Below are 22,276 nucleotides of genomic sequence, written 5' to 3'. Positions count from 1 at the left end.
CCAGCGCCGACCAAGGTCGGCGCCTGCCAAGCGCTACATACCGCCCTTGAGGATCACTTCGGCCAAGCGATCGTAGTCCCCCCCGAAATGGTGATCACCCGGCAGCTTCACCTTCCTCACCCCGTCATTGGCCGGCAGGTCCGGGCACAATGCGTCCTCATCCTTGTCGCCGAACACGCACAGCGTTTTTTCTGCCGGCAGCCTGGCCACTTCCGGGGCGATCGGCAAGCCATCGCCGCCACCGCCCAGCCAGTTGCTGACATGGAATTCGAAGTCGGCCTTCCTGCCCACCGATAGCAGCACGATGCGCTCCAGCCCCTCACGGGTACCGGCATCGAGCTGGTTGATGGTGGCAGGCAACACATCGGCACCCTGCGAGAAACCAATCAGCATCACCTTGTCTCGGTGCCACTGCTGGCGGTAGTGGTCGATGATCTTCTGCAGGTCGCCGGCAAAGCCCTTCGGTGTGCGCTGGCTCCAGAAGTAGCGCAGCGAGTCGATGCCCACCACCGCCACGCCATGCGCGTTGAGTGACGACGCCACGTTCTTGTCCAGGCCCGCCCAGCCACCGTCACCGGAGACGAACACCGCCAGCGTATCGCCGCTGGTGGCCGCCGGCATTTCCACCACCGGCAGGCCCTTCAGTGCAGCAGGCGGCGGTGCCAGGCTGACGCCAGCCTGCGCGCCAATCACCCGCGCCGCCGCCACCAGGCCCGGTGATGCATCACCGCGCGCAGTGCGCTTGAACTCACGCGCCATGGCCACCTGCTGTACGAACCGGCTGGCCTGGCCCGCCCTGCAGCCGTTGTCACCTGCCGCACTCAACCACGGAAAATTCAGTTCGGCCGGCTGCAGCCTGTCGCGCTTCACGCCATCGCCGCAGACCATGCGCTGGTGGCTGTGGTCCGGGCAGAAGCCGGTGGTCAGCACACCGGCGAAAACCTGGGTGTCGGCCTGCGCTGCCAGCGCGTAGGCCATTTCGGCACCTTCGCCATCACCGCCGACCAGCGGCAGGTGGTAGCCGGGCAGATGCAGCGAGGCCTGCAGCCAGCGCGAGAAATTCTCGACGTCACCGGAACCGAACGAACAGGTCGGGTCACCCTCGCGCTTGAGCACACCGCGCAGATGCGCAATGTCCACTGCCGCCACCAGCGCGCCGTCGGCACGCAGGGCCTCGATCGGCAGGCGGCTGGTGTCACCGCCGGCAGTGGGTTCGTGGAACCAGATCACCACCCGTTGCGGCGTGCCGGCCGGCATGTGCACCGGAATCTGCTCGAACCGCCCATGGCTGAACTGCTGCGGGGTCACCGCCGCCGTTGCCGGCAGCGTGGCCAGCGCCAATACCACACCCATTGCCCTGCCCAGCCCTGCACGCTTCATGTCGCATCCCCGATGGAATGCGCACACGATACGCCGCCGCCGCGTGCACGGCACGTACCGGCGCAGGCCGTTGGGGATTCAGTCGGCCGCGGCCTGGCGGCTGCGACGGTACAGGGCCGTCGCCAGGTACAGAAGCCAGCCGACGATCACTGCGATCACCACTTTCTGTCCGAGCCCGCGCGGTGGCCCAGCGCGCCACAGCACGTGCAGCCACAGCAGCACGAAGGCCAGCCATGCCCAGCCCCAGAGCAGGTCAGCGGCGGGCTGCCAACCCGGTTCCCGGCGCAGGTACCACGCCTGCAGCAGCATGCCGACGCTGGCACACAGGAACGCCGTGTTGGCTGCCAGCCCGTGGATGAACGGCGCCAGCAACGGGGTCGCTTCAGGCAGCCAACTGTCGCCGATCGCCACCGTCGCCAGGCCCAGGGCGGAAACCGTGAACAACAGCGGTGCGGCCGCACTGCGCCGTGGGCCGATGCTGCCGCGATACAGCGCAACGCCGAGTGCCGCAATGGCCAGCGCCAGCACGCAGTAGGCAGCGCGCAACGCCAGCCCCCACGGCCCGTGCAGATACAGGCTCAACGTCGCCCGCACCCAGTCCAGATCACTGCGCGCAACCTGGGTCCACAGCGCGGTTGCCACGAACAGCAGCAGCGCCACCAGTGCCAGCACCGCCACCGGACGCGCACGGCTCATGCTGCGTCCTCAGGATGCCGCGTCTTCCATTCGGCCAACGCCTTGCGGTAACGCTGCAGCTCCTCGGAGTACAGGTCCAGCACGCACAGCGGGCAGCCGCTGCCGCAGCATTCGTTGGGACCGGGTTCTTCCGGTGGTAGCGGGCGTGGATCGGGATCAGGGACGGACACGGTCGGAAGCGACGATCAGTGGAAGCAGGCCCCAGTGTACCGGGCTGGCTCAGCGGGCCAGCTGTCGGCGCAGGTTCTCCCGAGCGGCCGCATCCAGCCGTTGGTGGAAGAAGTCACTGAGGAAAATCCGCGGCGCCCGCAGCAGGCCCTGCAGGAACCGACGGCGGCCGGCGCGGTACAGGAAGCCCGGCACCACGCCCTTGTATTCGTCGGCCACGCCACGGTCATAGGCGGCAAACACCGGCTCCGGCGCGGCCAGGATCGCCATGTCGCAGTCCAGGAACAGCGCCGCCTCGGCATCCACATCCTGCGGACCCAGCTCACCATGGCGGGCGGTCAGCAGGATCAACTGCCCGACGCGTGCGGCATCCACTGCGGCCAGCTCCGGTGCCTGTGCGATCGCGTGCAGGGCCAGCTGCGCAGAACGGGCCTCGTTGTCCTTGCGCCCCGCGTGGTAGATCGCATCGTGGTAGAGCACGGCCAGATAGATCTCGGCCGGCTGGGTCCAGCCAGGGCCGTCGGCCACCTCCTGGCAGTGCTGCAGCACGGCGCGTACATGGCCGAAGTGGTGGTAGGCCCGTGGCGGCGTTGCATAGCTGTCCTGCAGCGCCTGCCACTGCGCCGGGGCAAGCGTCAGCGGTGAGAAGTCCATGCCCGGATCATCCCGCCTGTGCCGGCGCCGGGCAAGCTGGCGGTTTTTTCACCACGCACTCACAACGCTTGCCGGGCGGGGCCCGGAGCCAGTTGTCCACAGCTTTGTCGAGCGCTGGTCCACATCGGTTGTGGATGACCGCGGCGCCGACCAACGGTCGCTGCAGCCTGACATCCATGGGAATACACTCGCCACAGGCGGGAGCGCCCGCCGCTGCCGGGAACCGTCATGTACCGTTCTGCCGCCCATTGCCTCACCCTTTCGCTGCTGGCCTTCTGTGCTCCTGCCTTCGGCGCAGGCCAGGCACCGCCCGCCGATGTGGTGACGACCCCGACCATCACCGTGTCAGCCGTACGCGTGCCGACCCCGGAAGAAGTGTTCGCCATTCCCGCAGACCTGCGTGCGATGCTCCAGAAGCAGGTGATCCAGCGCAGCTACTCCCGCGACCAGCGGTTGCAGGCGCTCGTGGAGATGATCTTCGGCCAGCACGGGCTGGACCTGCAGTACGACGCCAATGCGACCTACACCGTCAGCGATATCTGGCAGCACCGCCGCGCCAACTGCCTGGCCTTCACCCTGCTGTTCGTGACGCTTGCGCGGGAGGCGGGCATCCAGGCGCGCGTGCAGGAAGTGGGGCAGGTAGTGTCCTGGTACCAGGACCAGGACGCGGGCGTGGTCTACAGCGTCGGCCACGTCAACGCCGGTGTCGACGTCGGCGGGCGTTTCGGTACCGTCGATCTGGATCGCAACGTGCTCTATGACCGCCGTGGGCCGGTTCCGGTCAGCCGTGCGCGGGCATTGGCGCATTTCTACAACAACCGGGGTGCGGAGCGCCTCGCCGACGGCGACTTCGGCGGCGCGCGTGCGTTCTTCGACGCTTCCCTGGGCCAGGACAGCGGGTTCGCTCCGGTGTGGAACAACCTCGGCGTACTCGCCCACCGCGAAGGCAACACCGAGGCGGCGCGGCAGGCGCTGGACCGATCGCTGCAGCTGGACGGCCGCCAGGATGCCGCACTGACCAATGCCTCTGCGCTGTTCCGCAGCCTGGGCTTGACCGCACAGGCGCAGTCACTTGAGCGCCGGCTGAAGTCGGTGCAGCGCGAAGACCCGTTCGCGCAGTACATGTTCGGCGCCAAGGCCGAACGCGCCGGCCAACTGGACGAGGCGATCCGCCATTACCGGCAGGCCGTGCGCCTGTACGACACCGCGCATCAGTTCCACTTCGGGCTGGCACGCGCCTATTTCCTGGCTGGCCAGCTCAAGCGCGCCGATCGTGAACTGCTGCGTGCACGGGAACTGGGGGGCGCGCCGGAGCAGGCGCGCTACCAGGCCAAGCTGGACAGCCTGGCCCGCTGGCGCGCGCAGCAGCAGGCCAGGCGCTGAAGGCGATCAGGCCTTCTTGAGGAAGCAGGTCTTCAGGACCAGGCCCTTGATCTTGTCCGAGTTGCCTTCGATGTGCTCGGCATCATCTTCGACCAGGCGGATGTTGCGGATCACGGTGCCCTGCTTGAGCGGGATCGAGGAGCCCTTCACTTTCAGGTCCTTGATTACGGTGACGGTGTCGCCGGCCTGCAGGGTATTGCCGTTGCTGTCACGCACGACCAGGGTGGAGCCCGCGCTTTCTTCGGGGGTCCATTCGAAGCCGCAGTCGGCGCAGATCCAGAGCGCACCATCGGCGTAGGTGTTTTCCAGGGTGCACTGCGGGCAGGCGGGGGCAGAAGACATCAGCAAGTACCTCAAAGTGAATCAACAGCCGCCATTGTAACCGCCTGGCTTCCCTGCCCCTTTTCCAGGCAGGCCCCGGGCTGCGCACCTGGCCCGACACACAACGGCACGCCCCCGGAACTTGCAGTCGGCGGCGAACTGCAGCAGAGTGCGCGGCCCCTGATCGACCCCGGAACTTCCCATGCGCCTCGGCATCGACTTCGGTACCAGCAACTCCGCCGCCGCCATCGTGCATGAGGGAAAGCTGCTGCCGATCCGCTTCGGCGACGCCGAACAGTTCCGCACCAGCGTGTACTTCCCCGGCGTGGTGCCCGACCCGGATGACTTCCAGCTCGATGATGGGCAGGAACACCAGCTGCAGCAGATGATCGACAGCGCTGCGCGCGCGGCCCGCGCCGCCGGCCAGGAACGCACGCCACAGGCACTGCGCCGCGAAGCCCTGCGCGCACTGCGACGGGAGTGGATGGAAGCGCGCGCCGGCAAGGAACGCAGCGCCAGCGACCTGCTGCAGAACGCGGTCTATGGCGATGACGCGCTGGAAGCCTATTTCGAGGAACACGAAGGCAACCTGGTGCAGAGCCCGAAGTCGATGCTCGGCTACAACCTGCACCCGCGCGCCAAGCAGACCATCACCGGCATCGCCGCGCACATCCTCGAGCACATCCGCCTGACTGCCAGCGCCCAGCTCGGCCAGCCGCTGCGTGCCGCCCTGCTCGGCCGCCCGGTGCAGTTCCGCAGCTCGATCGGCGCGGCCGGCAACGACCAGGCGCTGGACATCCTGCGCGAGGCCGCCACCCAGGCCGGCTTCGACCAGATCGATTTCCTCGAGGAACCGGCCGCGGCGGCCATGCATTATCACGCCGAAAGCCGCGAGCGGCACCAGGCGGTGATCGTCGACATCGGTGGCGGTACCACCGACATCGCGCATGCCGAAGTCGGCGGCGATGCTGCGCCACGCATCCACCGCGCGTGGGGTATTGCCCGCGGCGGTACCGACATCGACCTGGCGCTGAGCCTGTCCAGCTACATGCCGCTGTTCGGCCGCGGCATCACCCGCGTGCCCGCCCACCACTACGTGGAAGCGGCCACGGTGCAGGACATGACCCGCCAGCGTGACTTCCGCCAGCACAAATACGATCACGTCGACGATCCGTGGCGCGCGCGCCTGCAGGCCCTGCAGGACACCGGCAATACCGCCCGCCTGTACCGCGATGTGGAACGCGCGAAGATCGCCCTCAGTGCCGCCAGCGAGCACCGCAGCACGCTGGACTACATTACCCGCGACCTGCATGCCGACAGCAGCGCCGCCGGCCTGGCCGCTGCCGCTCACGGCTACCTGGAACAGATCCGGGAGCTGCTGGCCCAGGTCCGCAGCGACATTGGCGGCGACCCGGATGCGGTGTTCCTGACCGGCGGCATGTCCCGCGCCGGCTACCTGCGCCAGGCCGTGGCCGAGGCCTTCCCGGGCGCCCGCATGGTCCACGGCGAGCCCTCGCTGGGCGTGGTCCAGGGCCTGGCACTGGCGGCAGCCAGCCCGGATTAACAAAACGTTACGCGGTCTAAGTTACTCTTGGTCGGCTAGAACCCCGCTGCACCTTCCACTGGCCACGCCGGTGTGTGTCCACGGTGCAGCCTGGCCCGCCTGCGGGCCTAGCGGCCATGCCTTCCTGGCTCGTTCATGGTCCGCGCAGCACCTGAGCCGCCATCGAGACCCGCTTTGGGCACCCGCCAGGCCCCTGTGGCCTTACAACCTGACGCAGCACCTGCACCCATCGACTGCCGCCGTTGTGACGCGGTCTGTTGTCGGCTGCCCGTGCTGCTGCAGCCCGGCGACCACGTGCCTGGCCAGTTCCTGTCACGCGACTCCCACGGCCGTGCCGTGATGGCGCGCAACGAGGAAGGCTGGTGCGCGGCGATCGATCCCTATCACCTGCGCTGCACGATCTATTCGCAGCGCCCGGCGATCTGCCGCCAGTTTTCGATGGGCGGCGATGACTGCCGCCGCGAGCGGCAGGACTACCTGCGCCAGGCTGATGCCTGGTCGCTTTCCTCCCCTTCCACCTGACAGGAGCAACCATGCCCCGCAAGGCAAAGACCCCCGCGAAGGCCAGCAACAGCATCCGCAGCGAACGCAAGGGCGCGGCCGCCAGCACCGTGGTCAGCAGCGATTCGATCGCTTCGGACCTGGCAGCGTTCCGCAAGGCCGGTGGCAAGATCGAAGTCCTCGGCACCACCTGGGCGCTGAAGAAAGCCAGCTGACCCAGCACCGACCGCGGCGGCGCTGCCGCCGCGGCCTGCCGGACCGCGCTCAGCGATCCAGGCGTACCCTCACACTGCCCGAGTGCGACTGGATGCGGATGTCTCCATCACCGCCGCCCAGACGCGTGTCGAGATGGCTGCCCGGCCCATAGCGCGGCCGCTCCACCTGCCCGGCATCGCTGTTGATCGAGCCGCTGAAGCTGTTCACCGACAGCTGTGCCGACACCGTGCGCGGCAGGCTCAGCGTGACCGGGGCACTGACCGATTCGACATTGATGCGGCCACCGGGCGCCAACCCGGCTGCTGCCAGATCGATGCTGCCCGAGACGGTCTCCACCGCCAACCGCTGCACGCGTCCGGCCTCCACCGCAACCCGGCCGGATACCGTCTGCGCACCGATATCACCGGACACGCCGCCGCCGGCCTCGATCCGGCCACTGACCGTATTTACGTCCAGCTTCGGCGTCTGCAGGCGTGCGCTGACACTGCCACTGACCGTGTTGAGTTTGCTGTCGCCGCTGCGGCCAGCCGCGCTGAGGCTGCCGCTGACGGTGTCGGCCTGCAGCCGTCGCACATCGATGCCACTGATGTCCTGGCTGGCGCTGACCGTGCTCAACAGCAGTTCCACCGAGCGCGGCACGTTCAGCACCAGCGTCGCGCCACCATTGTTGCTGCGGCGCGGGTATTCAATCTCCCAGCGCACCCGGTTGGCGCTCTTTTCCTGGCGCAGCTGCAGGCCATCGCTGAGCGTGCCGGTGAGTTGCACATCATTGCGGTCCCAGCCACGCACGGTCACCTTGCCGGCCACGTTGCTCAGTTCGATGCGACCGCCCGCAGCCAAGGTGTGGCGCTCGTCGATGCGGGTGTCGGCCAGCGCCACGGCAGGGGACAGCAGCAGTGCGACACAGCAGGAAATCAGGGTTCGGGTCATGGGGGTCTCCTCAGGTCGTCAGGCCGGACTCGGCGGCATAGGCCGCCTGCCGGGTCAGTTCCAGCCGCAGCGCATAGGTGCGCTTGAGCTGGCCAAGCAGGTGCGGCGCGCGCGGGTCCTGCGCCAGTGCGGCACGGATCTGCGCCGCGCTTTCATCCAGTTCGTGCAGGGCCGGCTGCCATTCCGGCGCGCGCCCATCGGGCAGCGAGGCCACGGCCTGCTGGTACTGCTCGGTCATCGCAGCCGCCTGCAACTGCAGCGTGGACGGCACCGGTGTATCCGGCTGCGCATGCCACCAAGGGGCCACCGCGTAGATCGCCAGGCTGGCAGCCAGGGCAGCGCCGGCCGGCAACCACCAGCGGCGCCGCGAACGCGTTGCCAGGGCCACCACGTTGCCCGTTGGCGCAGGTGCTGCCTGTGGTTCACGCGGCGGCAGCCGGGCAGACAGGCGTGCCCAGCCATCAGTGGGCACTTCGCGCTCATTCGGCAGCGCACGCAGCCGGGCCAGCAGGTCGTGATCGAAATCGTGTTCGTGCGTACTCATGTCATGTCTCCCAGCCGTGCGCGCAACAGGCCGCGCGCACGATGCAGCTGTGCCTTGGAACTGCCGACGGCCATCTGCAGCTGCTCGGCGATTTCCTGGTGTTTCCAGCCTTCGATGTCGTGCAGCACCAGTACCGCACGCGCCCGTGGTGGCAGTGTCGACAGCGCGCGCTCCAGGTCGCGCTCGGTGCCGGCGCAGCGGTCACGCACCGCCAGTTCCTGCAGGCCCCCGTCGACGTCGTCCAGACTGTCGTGATCCTGCCCGCCCGCCCGGCCACGCAGCTCCATGAGCGCGGCGTTGACGCCCAGCCGATGCAGCCAGGTCGACAGGCTGCTCTCGAAGCGGAACCCCGGCAGCGCTTTCCAGGCCTGCAGGAAGGCCTCCTGCAGCGCATCCTCGGCACGTGCCTGCTGGCCGCCACACAACCGCCACAGCACAGCGAATACACGCGGCGCGTGACGCCGGTACAGCAGTTCGTAGGCAGCAGTGTCTCCCGCAGCGGCCGCCCGCACCAGGGCGGGTTCGTCGACGGGGTCGTTGGCGGCAGGCAGCGCTGGCATGGTGGTGTCGAGCATATCGCTTGGATGCGGCGGCCCGGAAAAAGGTTTAGAGGTGGTCGGCGATCAGGGACATGCAACCTTTTCGACGATGGCTGCATCCATGAAAGGTCTTCGAGAAAACACCTCCGGGAGTCCAGTCATGTCCAGCCCCGCCTGCGCCGCCGTGCTGGTGATCGCCGCCTGCGTCGTGCTGCAGGCATTGGGCCTGTCCCTGCAGCTGCGCACGGACAGTGGCCACGCCTGCCTGCAGCAGCATCGCCAGGAACTGGTGTGCCTGGCCTGGGCACCGGCAGTCGAATCCACGGCAGGCGCCGGGTAACATCAAGGGCCGTTACTGCCACCTGTTGTCGCGCCATGATGTTGTCGCTGAAGGATCATCTCCCCGCCTGGACCCACCCCTGGCTGCATGACGTGGGTATCGCCGTGAAGATCCTGCTGACCCTGCTGGCCGCGTGGCTGCTGCGGGTGCTGGCACGGCGCCTCATCCGGCGTTTCGCCGAGCACTACACACTGCCACCGGAGATGGCGATGGGCGCCCGGCGGATCACCAGTTTCGTGGTCTATTTCAGCGCCCTGCTGTACATCCTCAGCCTGCTGGGCGCGTCGCCTTCGGTACTGTGGACGGCGTTCACCGGCTTTGCCGCCGTGGGTGCGGTGGCCTTTTTCGCGGCGTGGAGCGTGCTCTCCAACATCTTCTGCACGCTGCTGATCTTCACCACGCGCCCGTTCCGCCTGCATGACTACATCGAGGTGCTGGAGAACGGCGAGAAGCCGGGCCTGAAGGGCCGGGTGATCGATGTGAACCTGATCTACACCACGCTGCAGGAAACCGGCGACGGCCACGAGGGCACGGTGCTGCAGTTGCCGAACAACCTGTTCTTCCAGCGTACGGTCCGCCGCTGGCGCGACCCGGCACAGGCGCCTGGTGGCATCCAGGGCGACGGCTGAGGGTGGGGTTTTCGGCAGGGCTGCGCCCTGCACCTGCTCGGAGCAACGGCAACGGCAAAAGCATGCTATCCGTGGGATGGCGGGGTGGGTCCGGTTGAGGGGGACGCTGCAAGTACGTCCATGTAAGCTCGGTCGCCGCATCCATGCGGCTCACGCCCCCTCAACCGGACCCACCCCGCCTTCGACAGATTTCCGCGAGCTGTCCGTTCTTCTGTAGAGCCGAGCCATGCTCGGCTCAAATCATTCCGATATCGAAATTTTCGATTTCAATGGAAATTTATCCACGCACGGCGGGATGTACCCGATCGCGGAAATCTGTCGGAGGTGGGGCGGTGTCGGAGTGCGGGGTGTCAGCCGCATGGATGCGGCTGCCAAGCCTACAAGGACGTACTTGCGGCGCCCCCGCACTCCGACACCGCCCCGCCACCCCACGGAATGCCAGCTTTTGCTGTTGCTGCTGCCTTGGCTTGAAGGCTTCGGCGGGTGCAGGGTGCAGCCCTGCCCAACAACCTTTACCTCAACTGGCTGTCCTTGCTGCCACGCCGGTTGTACCCGGCATGCGCCTGCTCTTCGTCATCCCGCGCCTGCTGGCACGCAACGCACAGCCGCACACCAGGCACGGCCTGGCGCCGCGCCAACGGAATCGGCGCGTCGCATTCCTCACAGTGTTCCAGACCGGGTCCCTCGCGCAGCTGGCGCCGCGCGCGGGCGATCGCATCATCAACGGTGGCGTCGATCTGGTCCTGGACCGCGCCGTCTCCCGCCCAACCGGTGGCCATGGCCGTCCTCCGCAGGTGTGTCGCCTGATATGGGGACGATACACCCCGGTAAAAGGAATGCCTTCCTGTAGCGCCGAGCCATGCTCGGCGGGGCTTCAGCAAGCTGAGTGGAACGCGCACGGGTTCGATCAATCCGATTGCGACTTAATCCCCTCCGTCCCCTTTTTGTTTACCAGATCAGGTCGTCCGGTACCTGGAACTGCGCATAGTAGGCGTCGTCCTCGGCGTTGCCGGTGGAGATCTCGGCGGTCGAGCCCGGCTGGCCGTGGTCGACGATGATCGCTTCGGGCGCGCGTTCACGCACCTTTTCGGCGGCAGCACGCGGCAACACGGCGTAACCGTCACCATGGGCAACGATGACCAGAACGCCCACCGACAGCGCCTTGCGCAGCTTGGGGTCGATCAGCAGGGTGCGGATCGCCGTGCCATCGCTGAAGCGGTACTCGTCATCGCCCTTGTGGGGCACGGCATGGGCCGCGATGATCTGCTTCGCCTGCGCCTTCTGTTCAGCTTGCCTGGCCTGGGCATTGCGCTCGGCGGCCAGTGCGCGGTCGCGCTCGACCTTCTCGGCGCGGGCACGCTCAGCCTCGCGCTGGACCTCGGCCGACGTCGATTCGGCCTTGCCTTGCCGCGCCTTGGCCTGCTCGCGCGCGGCGGCGCTGGCCTGCGACTTCTTGGCCAGGCCGGCCTTGAGCAATTGTTCCTGCAGCGCGTTGGGCTTTGCCATGGTCGATGTGTACCGCGTGTAATCTTGGATGTCCCCATTCTACCGACGCCCCGCCACCCCTGCATGGCAGTCCTGAAGTACCTCACCGGCTATCCCGAACCCCTGGTCGCCCAGGTCAGCGACCTGCTGGCACAGGGCAAGCTCGGCCCATGGCTGCAGCAGCGCTACCCCGACCCGCACACGGTGCGCAGCGACCGCCAGCTGTACGACTACACGCAGGAGCTGAAGGACCGCTACCTGCGCAAGTCGGTGCCGCTCAACAAGGTCTGCTACGACAACACGCTGGAAGTGATCAAGCACGCGCTGGGTACCCATACCGCCATCTCGCGCGTTCACGGCGGCCGCCTCAAGGCCAGCCGCGAGATCCGCATCGCCACCGTGTTCCGCCAGGCACCGGCAGCGTTCCTGCGCATGATCGTGGTGCATGAGCTGGCCCACCTGAAGGAAGCCGACCACAACAAGGCCTTCTATCAGCTGTGCCAGCACATGGAGCCGGATTACCTGCAGCTGGAATTCGATACCCGCCTGTACCTGACCGAGCTGGCCAACCGCGGCCAGCGCTGACCGGCCGCAGCAGCTACACTGCGCGCCCACTGCCCGACCTGCCTGCCATGGAACCGATCCGTCTCGACAAACGCCTGTCCGCCCTGCTCGGCATCCCGCGCGGCGAAGCGCGGCGCTACATCGAAGGCGGCTGGGTCACGGTCAATGGCGAGGTGGTGGAACAGCCGCAGCGTCCGGTCGATGACAGCGCGGTGATCGTGGTGGCCGAGCAGGCCAGCGATGAAAAGGCCGAGCGGGTCAGCATGCTGCTGCACAAACCGGCTGGCGTTGTCGCCGAAACCCTGTGCGCGCTGGTCAGCAGTGACAGCCGCAGCGAGCTGGACGCCAGCGACATCCGTCCGCTGCAGCGCCACTTCCACGGACTGCAGCTGGCGGCCGCCCTTCCGGCCAGCGACAGCGGCCTGGTGGTGGTCAGCCAGGACCCGGCCACGCTGGCCCATCTTCAGCGCAACCTGGGACGCACCGAGCAGGAATACCTGATCGAGGTCGCCGAAGGCGGCCCCGAGCGTGGCCCATGGCTGCTGGCGCGCCTGCAGCAGGAATCCGGCGGTGCCAAGGTCAGCTGGCAGAGCGAGCAGCGCCTGCGCTTCGCGGGCAAGGGCCTGACCGCCAAGGGCCTGCGCGTGGCGGTCACCGCGGCCGGCCTGCAGGTGACGGCCGTGCGTCGGCTGCGTATTGGCCGCGTGGCACTGGGACCGCTGCCTGCGGGGCAGTGGCGTTACCTGGGCAGCGACGAGCGGTTCTGACAGGGAAGTCCCTGTCATCCACGCATGGCGTGGATCTTCTGCGATGCACCGTCTGCCTTTGATCCACGCGTGGCGTGGATCTACCATCGGCGCATGAGCCTGCCCAAGCCCCTGTGGCGACGTCTGCTTCGCGTTGCTGCAATCATCCTCGCCACACTGGTGCTGCTGGTCCTGTCCGGGCTGCTGCTGGCCGACCATCTCACCCCGCAGGCACGGGGCACGCCCTCGCACGTGCTGCCGCTGCAGCCGGCACAGACGCGGATCGACCGGCAGATCGTTCCGTTGCAGGAGGCCCATCCCGGCCAGTCCGGCGTGGCCTTCCTCAGCGATGGCATGGATGCCTTCGCCGCGCGCGCGATGATCACCACCCACGCCGGGCGCAGCCTGGACCTGCAGTACTACATCTGGCACGACGACCTGATCGGCCACCTGATGGCCAAGGCGTTGTACGACGCCGCCGAACGCGGCGTGCGCGTGCGCATCCTGCTCGACGACATGAACGCCAAGGACAAGGACGCCCTGATGATGGCGCTGGACCGGCACCCCAACATTGAAATCCGCCTCTACAACCCGTTCCGCAACCGGACCGGCCTGCTGCGCATGGTGGAGATGGTGCAACGGTTCTTCAGCGTGAACCACCGCATGCACAACAAGAGCTGGATTGCCGACGGCCGCGTCGCGATCGTCGGCGGCCGCAACATCGGCGAGGAATACTTCAGCGCGCGCACCGATGTGAACTTCCAGGACCTGGACCTGCTGGTCGCCGGCCCTGCCGTGGAGCAGGCCAGCCGGATCTTCGACGACTACTGGAACAGCGAGGCCGCCATTCCGGTATCGGCGCTTGCCTTCCATACCGATGCCCAGCTGCGCCTGCTGATACGCGAATCGGACCATGAGGCCCAGCGTGACGTGGCCCAGCCCTACCTTGCGCGCGTGGCCGAATCGCGCAGGCGGCAGCGCCCGAGTCCCGAGCCATTGCGCTGGAGCCGTGCAGTGCGCATCGTCTCGGACCCGCCGATGAAGCACCGCGACGATGATCGCGGCGCGTGGCTGGTTTCGACGCTGACCAGCGAGCTGCAGGCCGCCCGGCACAAGGCCCTGTTGATCTCGCCCTACTTCGTGCCCGGCAACGAGGGCCTGGATGGCTTTTCGGCCATGGCCCGGCGGGGCGTGCAGGTCGGCGTGGTCACCAACTCACTGGCTGCCAATGACGTCGCCGCGGTGCACGGCGGCTACATGGGCTACCGCGTGCCGTTGCTCGAAGCCGGCGTCCACCTGTATGAGCTGAAGGCACAAGGGCAGTCCGGCGATGCGGGCGTGTTCGGCAGCAGCGGCGCCAGCCTGCACACCAAGGCGTTCCTGGTCGATGACCGCCGCGGCTTCGTCGGCTCATTCAACCTCGATCCGCGCTCGGCCTACCTGAACACTGAAATGGGTGTGCTGTTCGACGATCCGTTGCTGGGTGCACAGCTGCGCGGCGAGTACCTGCGCCTGGCGGATCCCAGGCACAGCTGGTGGCTGGCGCTGGACGACCGTCGCCGGTTGCGCTGGCTGGAGCGCGAACCACCACCGCACTGGGCGGAGGAAGAGCCAGGGGCAACGGCGCGCAAACGCTGGTTGTCGCGGGTGATCAGCTGGCTACCGCTGGAATCGCAGCTGTAACGCTCAGCGCCCCGGATCGGTGGCTTCCTGCCCGGCATCATCCAGCGTTTCCACGCTGCGCCCATGCAGTCGCCGCCAGATCCAGCGCAATGCATGCGGCGGTGCCGAAGGCAGCTGTTCCAGCAGGGCCAGCATGCGGCTCTGGCTGGCATGCCCATGGCGGCACAGCAGGCTGGCCGCCGCAGCGGCGCTGGCCAGGCGCAGGCTGTCGGCCAGCGGGCCGTCGGCCTCCGGCAACAGCGCCTGATGCACCGGCTCGGGCAGCTCCCAGGCAGCCGCCACCCGTTGTGCCAGCGGTAACGACCACTGCTGAAGCAGCTGCAGTGCCAGCGCCGGCTCCACGGTTTCACCACGTGCCTGGGCTTCCTGCAGCAGCTGGCGCATCACCAGCGCCGCGCCCAGGCCCTGCACCAGGCCCAGCCACTGCGCGGCGAAAGCATCACCGAAGGTAACCGTGCGTGCGTGGTCTGCAGCCGCGCGCGAGGCCAGCAGTGCGTGCTCCCAGATGATCGTGCTGAACTGCGGGAACGCATCGCACTGCATCTGCATCACCGGCTGTACCAGTACCGCGCTGATGATCTGCCGAACGCCTTCGGTACCGACCAGGGTCACCGCCCGCTGCAGGCTTTCCACGGGCCGCTCGTGCACCTTGTAGGCGGGGCTGTTGGCGATGCGCAGCAGGTTGCCGGTCAGCACCGGGTCCTGGCCGATGATCGAGGCCATCACCCGCGCGGAGGCGGCATCGTCGTTGACGGTCTGGATCAGCTGCGGCAGCAGCTGCGGACGGCGCGGCAACTGCCGGGTAGCCCAGTCGCGATCCTGCAGCGCGCGTGCCACCGCTTCCCCCAACGCCGGATCCTGTACAGGCGCCGGCTCACCGGCCAGTCGTGGGCACAACGCCAACGCGTGCAGGCCGCGCTGCAGATGTGCGGCGATCTCCGCAGACGGCAGGGCCTCACCCTGCAGGCTCGCAGCCGCTGCCGCCACTGCCTGTCGCGATACCGCCGCCAAGCGGGACGGCGCAGCCCCGGTCGAGCGCGCCAGCCAGCCGCGCAGTGATCGCCACCAGGCCGCTGTCATCGCCGCCTGCCCTGTCGTTGTGGTGCCCTTGCCGTCACTGACCGCCTGCCTCTTCACGCGAATCCGGCCACCCGCCGTCGTCGCAGCATCGGCCGCACTTTCATCTTCTTTAACCGGAAGGCATGCGATGTCGACGGCACCGGCCGGGGGAATGGACTAGAATGGCGCCGCGCGACCCGTCCCCCTGCACCGACGACGTCGCTTTTTTTGTTTTGGGACCCTACCGTTCACTGGCCGTTCGCTGCAGTTCGCCGCTGATCGCGCCATCGGAGAAGCCATGCTATTCGAAACCCTCGCCACCACCGGCCACGAACAGGTGGTGTTCTGCCACAACCACGACGCCGGCCTGAAGGCGATCATCGCCATCCACAACACCACCCTTGGCCCGGCCCTGGGCGGCGTGCGCATGCGTCCTTACGCCAGCACCGACGAGGCGCTGGCCGATGCGCTGCGCCTGAGCCGGACGATGACCTACAAGAATGCACTGGCCGGCCTCAACGTCGGTGGCGGCAAGGCGGTGATCATCGGCGACCCCAAAGCGGACAAGACCGAGGTGCTGTTCCGTGCCTTCGGTCGCTATGTCGATTCGCTGGGCGGACGCTACATCACCGCCGAGGACGTCGGCACCGATGTCAACGACATGGAGAACATCTACCTGGAGAGCCAGTTCGTGACCGGCGTGCACCAGGTCCATGGCGGCTCCGGTGATCCGGCCCCGTTCACCGCCTACGGCGCGCTTCAGGCGTTGATGGCGTCGATGCGCTTCAAGTTCGGCCATGAGGAAGTGGGCAAGACCAGCATCGCGGTGCAGGGCCTGGGTCACATCGGGATGGAACTGGTGAAGCTGCTGCGTGACCGCGGTGCCAAGCTGTATGTCACCGACCTGGACAGCGCGCTGGTTGACCGTGCGGTCAGCGACTTCGGCGCTGAAGCGGTCAAGCCGGACGAGATCCATGAAGTGAATGCCGATGTGTTCGCACCGTGTGCGCTGGAAGGCGCGATCAACGCCGACACGCTGCCGCGGATCAAGGCAAAGATCATCTGCGGCACCGCCAACAACCAGTTGTCGAGCCTGGAAATCGGCGACGAACTGCATGCGCGCGGCATTCTGTATGCGCCGGACTATGCGGTCAATGCTGGTGGCGTGATGAACGTGTCGCTGGAGATCGACGGCTACAACCGCGAACGCGCGATGCGCCTGATCCGCAGTATCTATCACAACCTCACCCGCATCTTCGAACTGTCGCAGCGCGAGAACATCGCGCCGCAGCGAGCGGCCGACCGCATCGCCGAAAGCCGCATCCTGTCGATCGGCAAATTGAAGATGCCGCTGGGCCGCAGCACCCCGCGCCTGGGCAACCTGCGCGGCGGCTGAGCGCGTCGATGTCGCGCCGGGGCTGGCGTCCCGGCGCGACTGTCACTCAGAACCCGGTGCTGTAGCGCAACGCCGCCTGGCGCGCGCCCTCGCCCCCGACGCGCTGGTCGAAGCCCAGGCTCAGGCGGCCACTGCGACCCCACCACGATTCCAGCGCCATGCCGATCAGCGCACTGCCGCGCGGCGCATTCCAGCCCGCCAGTGGTGCCCAGGCATCGACGCCGACGAAACTGGCCTGCCACGCCGCATCGGCACCCTCGAGCCGCTGCTGCCACTCGGCATGCCCGCGCAGGGTCCAGCGCCCCCAGCCACGCTCGCCGCGGATGCCGGCCAGCATCTGGCTGCGCTGCACGCGGTTGGCATCGCCACGCAGGCCGAAGCCGAACCCGCCCAGTTCGTTGAACGCATCGGTATCCACGCGCGTGGTGCTGGCGCCCAGATACGGTGTCAACGAGGCACCCGCGCGGCCGAAGCGATAGCCGCCTTCGACACTGGCACTGCTGAAGCGCCCGCCATAGCGGGCCGAAACACCGTAACTACCCGCGCCCAGCAGCAGTTGGCGATCCAGCGCCCGGGTGAACTGCCCGCTGCCGATCTGGGCCAGCGCATAGCCCCGGCCCAGATTCCAGCCCGCGTAAAGCTGTGCCTGCGCCTGGCGATCACGCCCGCGATCGCCGCCGAAGCTGCTGCCACCGTTGCTGCGGGTCTCGCCGAAGGCCACACCCATCAGCCCGGTGCTGCCCAGCGGCAGGTCCTGGCCGGCCATCCAACCGCGGCTGTCGGCGGCGTTGCCGGCAAAGCTGCCCTGCCCGGCCTGGCCGAGCGCACTCTGCCAGGCCCCGCGCAGGCGCGGCGCCGCCTGCACGCGATCAAAGCGCTCTGCGATGGCACGGCGTGACATGTCGATGCTGTCGAAGGTGACCGCTTCGGCCCGCGCGTGCGCCTGCCCGGACAGGCTCTGCAGACTAGCCTCGAGGCCGTTGCTGCCACCGCCGGTCCACTGCAGCGCCCCGGCGGCCGTACCGAAGGCCGATCCCTGCAGTCCTGCATTCTTGTCGAGCGCGGCAAATGCACCCTCCAGCCGCTGTGCTGCCGCCTGGGCGGAAGCCCCCAGGCCGCTGGCTGCCCCGGTGACACTGACCTGGGTCAGGTTCAACCAGGCGTTGTTGCTGTCGTAGCCATAGCTGCTCTGCAACAGCGACAGTCCCTGCAGGCCGCTGGAGGTGGCCGGCGTACTGAAGGCACCACTGAGTCCGCCGTCCGCATGGATCAGGTCCTGCCGGGTGCCGCTCTGTGGCACGTAGCCGGAGACGAAGCCATGCACGCGCACGCCACCGTCGAGGGTGGCCTTGCCGGTGACCTGCAGCGCATTGGCGCCGAGTGCGATCATCAACTGTGCGCCCGCCTGCTGGGCGTAGTCGCCCTCGATGGTGCCGGTGGTGTTGCCGGTGGTGAGGAATACGCTGCTGCCGTTGACCACGTTGCCGATCACGCGCGGCGCGCCGCCATTGAACTGCAGGCCGGTCGAATCCGGATCGGACTGGCCGAGGATGGTCACGTTGGAACGGATCACGCCACCGTCCTGCAGTGCCAGGATGCCGCGTTCGATGCGGGTGGAACCGGTATAGCTGTTGTTGCCGGCCAGCACCAGAGTGCCCCCGCCCTGCTTGACCAGGCCGCCGCTGCCGACGATGTTGTTGCGCCACGCCGAACCGCTGGAGGCCACATCCACGTTGGCAACCACATCCCCCCAGTCGAAGCGACCCGGACCGTTGATCGCACGACCGATGTCGAGCAGGCCGTAGCCGAACACCGGATCCACGCCCGGGGCGCCGATGTCCTTGGCAGTGCCCAGCAGGGTCTGCCGCACCAGGTCGTTGCTGAAATACGGATAGCGCTGCCAGACCAGCGCAGCGGCGCCGGACACCAGCGGCGCCGCGAATGACGTGCCGTAGTTCCAGTAGTAGCTGCCCCCGTTTGCATCGGGATAGACCGCGCTGCCCGGCGCTGCCAGGCAGTAGCGCGCGGCTTGGCCGCAGCCATTGGCGTAGCTGGCCAACGTGCCCGGTGCATAGGGATCCACCGCGGTCGCCACCAGCCAGCCGCGCTCCAGATCTGCCGCCGGCAGCGAGCCGGCAACGCCCAGCTGGCTGGGCAGCGCGGCCAGGCTGCTCGGTTCACTGCGGCCGTCATTGCCCGCTGCGAACACCACCAGCCCGCCGTGGTTGACCACGAAGGGGCGATACTCGGCGGCCACCTGCGCGGTGGTCGGCAGGTCGGTCCAGTACAGGCCGCCCCACGAGTTGTTCATCACCTTTACGTTGTAGCTGATCAGGTCCTGGTGCACCTGGGCCACGCCCAGCGGTCCGCTGAAGGAATTGCCCTTGCCGCTGCCATCGTCGGCGGGCGGCTTGTCGGCGATGATCCGCGCCGAAACGATCTGCGCACCAGGAGCGATGCCGCCTGGCCAGGACCCAACCGGCGCGCCGGCAGCCAGGCTGACTACCGCCGTGCCGTGGCCCACCACGTCGTCCACCTGCAGGTTGTTGCGCGACGGATCGATGTAGTTGAGGTTGGCCACCACCCGCCCGTTCAGTGCCACCGCGTCGCGCTGCACGCCCGAATCGACGATACCGATGCGCACGTTCTGGCCGCTCAGGCCGGCGGCCTGTGCGGCACGCGCATTGGTGACCGACAGATGCGCGTCGAAGGCCGGCTCCTGCGGTTTTGCCGGCGGCGGCGGCGTCGGTGGCGGGGTCGTGGGTGGCGGCGGTGGTGGCGGTGTGTCAATGCGCACGTTGCCGCCCCCGCCACCTCCGCCACAGGCTGTCAGCGCCAGTGCCAGCGCGGTTGCCAGGGCAGATTTCACCGTCGTCGTGCGTTCCATCGATTCCTTCCCATGAACATTGGCCCGTCGTTGTCCCGGCAGGCATGCGGCGCCGTCCAGCGGCGGCCCTCCCCGACCCTCTATACTTGGGCCGACCCCCACGCAGTCTGCCGGGAAACCGGGGCGCTTCCAACGGCCCACGGTCTCCTTTCCGAACATTGCTTACGCATCAACGAGATTGCCATGTCCAACATCGTCATCGCCGCCGCCAAGCGCACCGCCATCGGCTCCTTCCTCGGCCAGTTCAACGGCGTGCCGACCCCGACCCTGGGCGCGGCCGCCATCGCCGCCGCACTGGAGCAGTCGGGCATCCCGGCCAGCGACGTTTCCGAAGTCCTCATGGGCTGCGTGCTGCCGGCCAACCTCGGCCAGGCGCCCGCCCGCCAGGCGGCGATCGCTGCCGGCATTCCGCTGTCGACCGGTGCCACCACGCTGAACAAGGTCTGCGGCTCCGGCATGAAGACCATCATGCTCGGTCATGACCTGATCAAGGCCGGTTCGGCCAGCATCGTTGTCGCCGGCGGCATGGAATCGATGTCCAACGCGCCGCACATGCTGCCCAACTCGCGCACCGGCAACCGCTTCGGCAACTTCCAGGCGGTCGATCACATGGCCCACGACGGCCTGGTCAACGCTTATGACGGCAAGGCGATGGGTGAATTCGCCGAATGCGCCGTGGACAAGTACCAGTTCAGCCGCGAAGAGCAGGACGCCTACGCCATCGAATCGGTCAAGCGCGCGCAGGCAGCCCAGGCCAACGGCGCGTTCGCCGATGAAATCGTCGCGGTGAAGGTCGCCACCCGCAAGGGCGAGGTCGAGATCACCACCGACGAGCAGCCCGGCCGTTCGGACATCGCCAAGATCCCGACCCTGCGCCCGGCCTTCAAGAAGGACGGCAGTGTGACCGCCGCCAGCTCTTCCAGCATTTCCGACGGCGCTGCCGCAGTGGTCCTGCTGACCGAGGAAGATGCGGCTGCGCGCGGCATCAAGCCGTTGGCCCGAATCGTCGGCCACGCCACCCATTCGCAGGAACCGGAGTGGTTCACCACTGCTCCGATCGGCGCGCTGCGCAAGCTGCTGGACAAGACCGGCTGGTCGCTGGATCAGGTCGATCTGTTCGAAATCAATGAAGCCTTCGCTGTGGTGGCGATGGCGCCGATGCGCGAACTGGGCATTCCGCACGACAAGCTCAACGTGAATGGCGGCGCCTGTGCACTGGGCCATCCGATCGGTGCCTCCGGCGCACGCCTGGTGGTGACCCTGGTCAATGCCCTGCGCACGCGCGGTGGCAAGCGCGGCATTGCCACCCTGTGCATCGGCGGTGGCGAAGCAACCGCGATCGCCATCGAATTGATTTAAATGGATTTAACGATGATTTCGCAAAAATGAATGCGGGATCGCTTGACACCCAATCTTGGCTTGTCATCATGTTGTCGGCGCGCAGCATGCGCGTTGCCTAATTCTAACGACGAGGATTTACACAATGAGCATCAACAAGCTGCTGGTCGCGATGTCCCTGGCTCTGGCCCTGGCCGCCTGCTCGAAGCAGGAAGCTGCCCAGGACGCCGCTGCTTCGGCCAACGAAGCCGCCACCGAAGCCCAGGCTGCTGCCGACCAGGCCGCCGCTGCTGGCGCCCAGACCGCCGACGCTGCCCAGCAGGCCGCTGACACCGCCGCCACCGCTGCCGACGCTGCGACCGACGCTGCTGCCAACACCGCCGCTGCTGCCACCGACGCCGCTGCTGGCGAAGCCAAGGACGCCGCCAAGGCTGCCGAAGCTACCGCTGAGCAGGCCAAGGACGCTGCTGAAGAAGCCAAGAAGTAATCACTTCTTTCTTCACGCTGTTCCGGAAAAGCCGCTGGTTCGCCAGCGGCTTTTTCTTTGCGCCCGTGGATCGCGACTGAGCGCGCTCCGCGACCCCGTCTTCACAACGGCATGAATAGGCTGGCGTCCCCATCCATTGCAGTACCGGAGACCGCCATGAAGATTCGTCCGATCACCACCACCCTGCTGGCCGGCTCCCTGCTGCTGGCCCTGGCCGCCTGCAAGGGCCCGGAGGCCGAACAGGCCAAGCAGGACGCGCAGCAGGCCGCCGACAGCGCTGGCGTCGCTGCCCGCGATGCCGTCGACCGGGCCGCTGCCGCAACCCGCGACGCCGCCGACAAGACCGCTGCTGCTTCCGAGCAGGCCGCCGCCGATACCCAGCAGGCGCTGGACAAGGCCGCCGACGCCACCGCCAATGCCGCTGACCAGGCCAAGGTCGCCGCCACCGACGCGGCCGCGCACGCCAGCGACGCCACTGCCGACGCCGCGCAGAAGGTCGCCGACAAGGCGCGCGATGTCGCCAATGACGCCAAGGCCAACGCCGCCAAGGAAGAAGCCAAGCACTGAGCCTTGCCGGCAGCCGAGCACCGGCTCGGCGCTACAGGAAAAGCCGCGGCATGGCCGCGGCTTTACTGCTTTTCGCTCTCCGCTCTTTCTGTTGATTCCGTGGTGGACGGCACGGAAACCGTCCAAGGCCGCGCGGGTAGGTTGCGCAGGGGCGTAAGCGCCATGGATGGCGCGCCCGAGCCTACAAGGACGTATTCAC

Annotated in this window: 25 protein-coding genes; 13 read left to right on the top strand and 12 right to left on the bottom strand. The window is 67.7% G+C overall.

Annotation, left to right across the window (positions count from 1 at the left end; genetic code table 11):
• Window positions 1–33: 33 nt before the first annotated feature.
• From R5H29_RS13255 to R5H29_RS13240, 4 genes are all read right to left on the bottom strand, one after another.
• On the bottom strand, window positions 34–1,380 hold the full coding sequence (locus R5H29_RS13255) for an AcvB/VirJ family lysyl-phosphatidylglycerol hydrolase (RefSeq protein ID WP_031270849.1): 1,347 nt from the start codon (window positions 1,378–1,380) through the stop codon (window positions 34–36).
• 78 nt (window positions 1,381–1,458) lie between these two features.
• Window positions 1,459–2,076, bottom strand: a complete 618-nt coding sequence (locus tag R5H29_RS13250; protein ID WP_134734783.1) for a DUF998 domain-containing protein — start codon at window positions 2,074–2,076, stop codon at window positions 1,459–1,461.
• Window positions 2,073–2,246, bottom strand: a complete 174-nt coding sequence (locus R5H29_RS13245; RefSeq protein WP_080241960.1) for an oxidoreductase-like domain-containing protein — start codon at window positions 2,244–2,246, stop codon at window positions 2,073–2,075. The genes R5H29_RS13250 and R5H29_RS13245 overlap by 4 nt, the downstream gene beginning before the upstream one ends.
• A gap of 49 nt (window positions 2,247–2,295) precedes the next feature.
• Window positions 2,296–2,898, bottom strand: coding sequence for a hypothetical protein (locus tag R5H29_RS13240; protein ID WP_171952926.1), 603 nt, complete (start codon window positions 2,896–2,898; stop codon window positions 2,296–2,298).
• A gap of 228 nt (window positions 2,899–3,126) precedes the next feature.
• On the opposite strand from R5H29_RS13240, the gene R5H29_RS13235 reads away from it, so the two are divergent.
• Window positions 3,127–4,281, top strand: coding sequence for a transglutaminase-like domain-containing protein (locus tag R5H29_RS13235; RefSeq protein ID WP_111104622.1), 1,155 nt, complete (start codon window positions 3,127–3,129; stop codon window positions 4,279–4,281).
• 6 nt (window positions 4,282–4,287) lie between these two features.
• Here the strand turns inward: R5H29_RS13235 and R5H29_RS13230 are convergent, their stop codons facing one another.
• Window positions 4,288–4,623, bottom strand: coding sequence for a zinc ribbon domain-containing protein YjdM (locus R5H29_RS13230; protein ID WP_021204683.1), 336 nt, complete (start codon window positions 4,621–4,623; stop codon window positions 4,288–4,290).
• Window positions 4,624–4,804: 181 nt separating this feature from the next.
• Between R5H29_RS13230 and R5H29_RS13225 the strand changes: the two genes are divergently transcribed.
• The 3 genes from R5H29_RS13225 (at window position 4,805) to R5H29_RS13215 (ending at window position 6,882) form a co-directional block, all read left to right on the top strand.
• Window positions 4,805–6,166: an Hsp70 family protein gene (locus R5H29_RS13225; RefSeq protein WP_332329268.1), complete on the top strand. Its 1,362-nt coding sequence runs from the start codon at window positions 4,805–4,807 to the stop codon at window positions 6,164–6,166.
• Between the two features lie 228 nt (window positions 6,167–6,394).
• The gene (locus R5H29_RS13220) at window positions 6,395–6,688 is read left to right on the top strand and encodes a YkgJ family cysteine cluster protein (protein ID WP_080112561.1); all 294 of its coding nucleotides are present in this window, start codon (window positions 6,395–6,397) and stop codon (window positions 6,686–6,688) included.
• An 11-nt stretch (window positions 6,689–6,699) separates the two neighbouring features.
• Entirely contained in the window at window positions 6,700–6,882 is a 183-nt protein-coding gene (locus R5H29_RS13215; protein WP_005410566.1) for a hypothetical protein, read from the top strand.
• 49 nt (window positions 6,883–6,931) lie between these two features.
• On the opposite strand, the gene R5H29_RS13210 is transcribed toward R5H29_RS13215, so the two are convergent.
• Genes R5H29_RS13210 through R5H29_RS13200 form a run of 3 tightly spaced genes read right to left on the bottom strand, consistent with a single transcriptional unit; the run spans window position 6,932 to window position 8,932 of the window.
• Window positions 6,932–7,813, bottom strand: coding sequence for a DUF4097 family beta strand repeat-containing protein (locus R5H29_RS13210; protein ID WP_019662136.1), 882 nt, complete (start codon window positions 7,811–7,813; stop codon window positions 6,932–6,934).
• Between the two features lie 10 nt (window positions 7,814–7,823).
• Window positions 7,824–8,357: a hypothetical protein gene (locus tag R5H29_RS13205; RefSeq protein ID WP_019662137.1), complete on the bottom strand. Its 534-nt coding sequence runs from the start codon at window positions 8,355–8,357 to the stop codon at window positions 7,824–7,826.
• Window positions 8,354–8,932, bottom strand: coding sequence for an RNA polymerase sigma factor (locus R5H29_RS13200; RefSeq protein WP_019662138.1), 579 nt, complete (start codon window positions 8,930–8,932; stop codon window positions 8,354–8,356). Before R5H29_RS13200 ends, R5H29_RS13205 begins: the two co-directional genes overlap by 4 nt.
• Before the next feature lie 124 nt (window positions 8,933–9,056).
• Here R5H29_RS13200 and R5H29_RS13195 point away from each other — a divergent pair, with 124 nt between their 5' ends.
• The gene (locus tag R5H29_RS13195) at window positions 9,057–9,236 is read left to right on the top strand and encodes a hypothetical protein (protein ID WP_332329267.1); all 180 of its coding nucleotides are present in this window, start codon (window positions 9,057–9,059) and stop codon (window positions 9,234–9,236) included.
• Window positions 9,237–9,271: 35 nt separating this feature from the next.
• Window positions 9,272–9,865, top strand: a complete 594-nt coding sequence (locus R5H29_RS13190) for a mechanosensitive ion channel family protein (protein WP_019662140.1) — start codon at window positions 9,272–9,274, stop codon at window positions 9,863–9,865.
• Window positions 9,866–10,377: 512 nt separating this feature from the next.
• Here the strand turns inward: R5H29_RS13190 and R5H29_RS13185 are convergent.
• Together R5H29_RS13185 and R5H29_RS13180 are read right to left on the bottom strand one after the other, a co-directional pair.
• Entirely contained in the window at window positions 10,378–10,644 is a 267-nt protein-coding gene (locus tag R5H29_RS13185; protein WP_019662141.1) for a DksA/TraR family C4-type zinc finger protein, read from the bottom strand.
• Between the two features lie 169 nt (window positions 10,645–10,813).
• Complete coding sequence (locus R5H29_RS13180; RefSeq protein ID WP_207049881.1) at window positions 10,814–11,371, bottom strand: DUF2058 domain-containing protein; 558 nt, start codon at window positions 11,369–11,371, stop codon at window positions 10,814–10,816.
• 63 nt (window positions 11,372–11,434) lie between these two features.
• Here R5H29_RS13180 and R5H29_RS13175 point away from each other — a divergent pair, with 63 nt between their 5' ends.
• The 3 genes from R5H29_RS13175 to R5H29_RS13165 all read left to right on the top strand — a co-directional run bounded on the left by R5H29_RS13175 (window position 11,435) and on the right by R5H29_RS13165 (window position 14,343).
• Window positions 11,435–11,935 (top strand): M48 family metallopeptidase, encoded by a 501-nt coding sequence (locus R5H29_RS13175; protein ID WP_021203991.1) that lies wholly within the window; start codon window positions 11,435–11,437, stop codon window positions 11,933–11,935.
• A 47-nt stretch (window positions 11,936–11,982) separates the two neighbouring features.
• On the top strand, window positions 11,983–12,681 hold the full coding sequence (locus tag R5H29_RS13170; protein ID WP_332329266.1) for an RNA pseudouridine synthase: 699 nt from the start codon (window positions 11,983–11,985) through the stop codon (window positions 12,679–12,681).
• A 69-nt stretch (window positions 12,682–12,750) separates the two neighbouring features.
• Complete coding sequence (locus R5H29_RS13165) at window positions 12,751–14,343, top strand: phospholipase D family protein (protein WP_031270567.1); 1,593 nt, start codon at window positions 12,751–12,753, stop codon at window positions 14,341–14,343.
• 3 nt (window positions 14,344–14,346) lie between these two features.
• Here R5H29_RS13165 and R5H29_RS13160 read toward each other — a convergent pair whose 3' ends face one another.
• A complete protein-coding gene (locus R5H29_RS13160; protein WP_332329272.1) occupies window positions 14,347–15,423 on the bottom strand; it encodes an HDOD domain-containing protein in 1,077 nt (358 codons plus the stop codon).
• Window positions 15,424–15,700: 277 nt separating this feature from the next.
• Between R5H29_RS13160 and R5H29_RS13155 the strand changes: the two genes are divergently transcribed.
• Window positions 15,701–16,798: a Glu/Leu/Phe/Val dehydrogenase dimerization domain-containing protein gene (locus R5H29_RS13155; protein ID WP_019662147.1), complete on the top strand. Its 1,098-nt coding sequence runs from the start codon at window positions 15,701–15,703 to the stop codon at window positions 16,796–16,798.
• 46 nt (window positions 16,799–16,844) lie between these two features.
• On the opposite strand, the gene R5H29_RS13150 is transcribed toward R5H29_RS13155, so the two are convergent.
• Window positions 16,845–19,685 (bottom strand): S8 family serine peptidase, encoded by a 2,841-nt coding sequence (locus R5H29_RS13150; protein WP_332329265.1) that lies wholly within the window; start codon window positions 19,683–19,685, stop codon window positions 16,845–16,847.
• A gap of 183 nt (window positions 19,686–19,868) precedes the next feature.
• Here R5H29_RS13150 and R5H29_RS13145 point away from each other — a divergent pair, with 183 nt between their 5' ends.
• The 3 genes from R5H29_RS13145 to R5H29_RS13135 all read left to right on the top strand — a co-directional run bounded on the left by R5H29_RS13145 (window position 19,869) and on the right by R5H29_RS13135 (window position 22,077).
• Entirely contained in the window at window positions 19,869–21,044 is a 1,176-nt protein-coding gene (locus R5H29_RS13145; RefSeq protein WP_019662149.1) for a thiolase family protein, read from the top strand.
• Window positions 21,045–21,168: 124 nt separating this feature from the next.
• Complete coding sequence (locus R5H29_RS13140) at window positions 21,169–21,510, top strand: hypothetical protein (RefSeq protein WP_019662150.1); 342 nt, start codon at window positions 21,169–21,171, stop codon at window positions 21,508–21,510.
• A gap of 156 nt (window positions 21,511–21,666) precedes the next feature.
• Window positions 21,667–22,077, top strand: coding sequence for a hypothetical protein (locus R5H29_RS13135; RefSeq protein ID WP_019662151.1), 411 nt, complete (start codon window positions 21,667–21,669; stop codon window positions 22,075–22,077).
• The last annotated feature ends 199 nt before the right edge of the window (window positions 22,078–22,276 follow it).

Source organism: Stenotrophomonas sp. A3_2, assembly GCF_036624925.1.
Classification (GTDB): domain Bacteria; phylum Pseudomonadota; class Gammaproteobacteria; order Xanthomonadales; family Xanthomonadaceae; genus Stenotrophomonas; species Stenotrophomonas hibiscicola.
The sequence above is the reverse complement of the archived record's forward strand: the minus strand, read 5'-3'. Positions and strand labels throughout refer to the sequence as shown.